Raw genomic sequence first — 3,497 nt, 5'->3', positions numbered from 1 at the left:
GGGGGCGGAGCCGCCCTTCTTGTAGGGGGTAGGGGGCGAAGCCCCCATTCTTTCTTTGACGAAGCCACCAACTACTTTCTTATGCACCCTTTTTTTGCTACGTGTTGACCCTTTAGGCTAAAAAAAAGTATCATAGATCACGTGATTGATCCTCATGGGGGATTTAACCCGTGAATAAATGTAAAGGAATGTTTGTAGGTACATTAAGATAAATAAATGTCTTACCTCAAAGAAGAGATAAGGGCAGGGATAATCGTACTAACCGCCCTGACCGTTATCAGTGTAATGGTGATAGCAATTGGTGGCACGCAGATGTTTGAGAAGTTCAATATCTACCACGTCAGCCTTATGGACGTGGCCGGACTGGACGTTGGCTCTCAGGTGAGGCTTGGCGGAGTGCGGATCGGAACTATCCGGGACATCATACCGCCGGATAAGCCCAATGAACCCGTCAGGCTCGTCCTGGCCGTAAACAAGAACATCGTGTTGTATAAGGGCACAAAGGCCGTTATTTCGCAGATAGGTTTTGTCGGCGACATATATCTCGGTCTCTCGTTAGAGAATATCACAAAGCAGCCACTTCCACCAGACTCCATCATAGACTCGGAGGAGCGCATACAGTTGTCGGACCTGCTTTTCAGACTCGGCACGGTCTCAAACTCCATCGATGCGTTGATAAAGGATGTCAACAGGATATTCAGCGAAAAAAACAGAAATAAAATCGAAGAAATCCTGCTCAACACCAACACGACTATTACCACCGTCTCCAGTGAACTGGTGAAGTTGTCATCCAACCTGACGGACGTAACCCAAAGGCTCCAGGGTGTACTGACCGAAATGGACACCGTATTAAAGGACAACAAGGGCGACCTCAACGAGCTGCTAAAGACTGCCACCCAAGACCTTAAAGAGGCTAGCGCTATGATCAAGTCCATCGAACAGACGGCCAACTCCTTCACTGATACGGCCAATGCCCTGACCACGACGGCCAATACATTTACGAAGACCTCTGATTCGCTAAACACCGTGGTTAACAAGCAATCAACAAACCTGTCAAGCGTATTTGAATCGCTCAAAAGCACAATGGATGACCTCCAGGATGTCCTGCACGAGATCAAAAACAAACCCTGGACATTTATATACAAGGAAGACGGAGAAAACAATGATTAAAATCGTAACGTTCATAGTGCTGTTGTTATGCTTGGAGTCGTGCAACATGCCGGAGACAAAGATATACAGCCTCTATGTCCCCTCTGATACCGCTACCACAGACACCGGGAAGGGTGACGAACCAAAACGCAAACCCGCCATGCCGCTGTCCATAATCGTGGATTCACCGCGCTATCTCACACAGCCATACATCGCCTACAGGAACTCACCATACGAACTCACCATAGCACGCTACACCAAGTGGGACAGCGCACCCGTCAAGCTCATCGGAGGCGAGCTGAAAACCGCCCTCAGCAAAAAAACCGTGTTCAGCGACGTCAGGGTCACCAACATCACCCCAGTAAATTCACACATCCTTAAGGTCAATCTCAGGAAGTTTGAGAGGTACGACGCCCCCCTGACATCCTATGCCGAGTTGAGCCTGGATGCCGAGCTGATCAATCCCCAGGGTGAGAACCTGTATCGGATGACGTTCAACAAACGGATCAAGTTAAACGACGGCAGCTTCAAGTCCTTAGCAGAGGGCATCAGCATGGCAGTCTATGAGGCCATCGAACAACTGTGCAAGGATATCGGAAAAGGGGACGGGTAGGGGTCGGCTCCGTAGCCATTTTTTTCCCTTATCCGCGTATATAATTAAGGGATCATCTAAAAAAAGCATGGTAAAAGGTTTCGCAGGAAGGGGTCAAGGGGACTGGTCCCCTTGCAGGGGGTTCTGAAGGGGGGCGGAGCCGCCCCTTTCTTTCTTTTGCTACCATGAAATATAAAGAAGATACAAGAAGACGCTAATTAACCATGGTTAAGCACTTATCACACATCCTTAAGCGCCTCACTGGCAGCACAATCGCCAGGGTCTTATTAATACTGGCAGCGCTGGCTGTTGTCACCACTGTCGTTTACATACAGGTAGGGGATTTTGACTTCACCATCTACGACGACAACATGTATGTAACGGGCAACCCTATGGTCTTCAGGGGACTCCGTGCGGAGGGCATCAGGTGGGCATTCAGTTCCACTGACCTAAACATCTGGCACCCGCTGACGTGGATATCCCACATGGCCGTAGCGGAATACTTTGGTCTTGCCCCGGGGATACATCACACGGTGAACCTCATCATACACGTGATAAACGCCATCCTCCTGCTGCTCGTGCTGGCAAACATGACCGGACGCCTCTGGGAAAGCACAATCGTAGCAGCCATCTTCGCCCTCCACCCCCTGCACGTGGAATCCGTGGCATGGGTGTCACAGAGAAAAGACGTGCTCAGTGCCATGTTCTGGTTTCTGACTATGGGCGGCTATGTCTTGTACGTCGCACGACCCTCCTGGCAGAGATACACGATTGTTATAACCTTCTTCGTCCTTGGCATCCTGTCAAAGCCTGTCGTGATAATGCTGCCCGCTGTGCTTGTCCTGCTCGACTTCTGGCCGTATGACAGGCTCCGTGGTATGTTCGGCAAAAACAACCATGCACCTGGCATCATCGCCGGATACTTGCCGGTGATCGAAAAGCTCCCCCTCTTTGCCATATCAATTGCCACGGCAGTTGCAACCTACATCACGCAGGGCAGTCAGGGCGGTATCGAACTCTTTGGACGCCTCTCACTCAGTCAACGCCTCTCCAATGCCGTGGTGTCCTACGTAAAGTACATCGACATGACCATCTGGCCAACCAACCTGGCATGTTTTTATCCCTTTGACTTTGCACTCCCTATGTGGAAGGTCATTACATCGTTGCTGATCCTGATACTGCTAACTATCGTGGCCGGACTCTATATCAAAAAGGCGCCATATATCTTTGTTGGCTGGTTATGGTACATCCTGAGCCTTGTACCCGTTATCGGATTTGTTCACGTTGGCGGGGCTGCCCTGGCAGACCGTTACATGTATATTCCCCTTGTGGGGCTTGCCGTTACCGTGGTCTTTGCCTTGTCGGAGGCCGTATCCAAGGTCTCCGCCCTGAAACACCTTGCAACGCTTATAACAGTGTCAATGCTATGCGTGTATTGCCTCCTGACGTGGAGGCAAGTTGCCGTGTGGAAGGACTCCTACACCCTGTTCCAACACGCCGCCAATGTAACCAGGAACAACTACGTCGCCTACTTCAACCTAGGCACCCTGATGCTCACCAACAGCAGATACAGGGAAGCAGCAGACCTCCTGCAAAAGGCCGTAGCAGCAAAACCCGATTACACGGAGGCTTACCTAAACCTCGGCAATGCCAGGTTCTTCTCCGGTGACGGCAATGGTGCGCTTATGAGCTTCAAAAAGGCCGCAGAACTCAACCCTGACTCCGAACTTGCCCACAGTGCAGTTGGCATGGTATA

The 3,497-nt window shown here is 50.7% G+C and carries 3 protein-coding genes; all 3 read left to right on the top strand.

Annotation, left to right across the window (positions count from 1 at the left end):
- The first annotated feature begins 216 nt into the window (after window positions 1-216).
- A complete protein-coding gene (locus HWQ67_RS14725; RefSeq protein ID WP_218253448.1) occupies window positions 217-1,170 on the top strand; it encodes an MlaD family protein in 954 nt (317 codons plus the stop codon).
- Complete coding sequence (locus HWQ67_RS14720) at window positions 1,163-1,762, top strand: ABC-type transport auxiliary lipoprotein family protein (RefSeq protein ID WP_218253447.1); 600 nt, start codon at window positions 1,163-1,165, stop codon at window positions 1,760-1,762. Before HWQ67_RS14725 ends, HWQ67_RS14720 begins: the two co-directional genes overlap by 8 nt.
- Window positions 1,763-1,965: 203 nt before the next feature.
- Window positions 1,966-3,497 (top strand): tetratricopeptide repeat protein (locus HWQ67_RS14715; protein ID WP_218253446.1); only part of this gene is annotated, 1,532 nt, incomplete at its 3' end.

This window comes from Candidatus Magnetobacterium casense, from assembly GCF_019173545.1.
Lineage (GTDB): Bacteria > Nitrospirota > Thermodesulfovibrionia > Thermodesulfovibrionales > Magnetobacteriaceae > Magnetobacterium > Magnetobacterium cryptolimnobacter.
The sequence above is the reverse complement of the archived record's forward strand: the minus strand, read 5'-3'. Positions and strand labels throughout refer to the sequence as shown.

Coding starts and splice junctions, on each gene's coding strand:
- HWQ67_RS14725 (WP_218253448.1), top strand. CDS start 217: ATGTCTTACCTCAAAGAAGAGATAAGGGCAGGGATAATCGTACTAACC.
- HWQ67_RS14720 (WP_218253447.1), top strand. CDS start 1,163: ATGATTAAAATCGTAACGTTCATAGTGCTGTTGTTATGCTTGGAGTCG.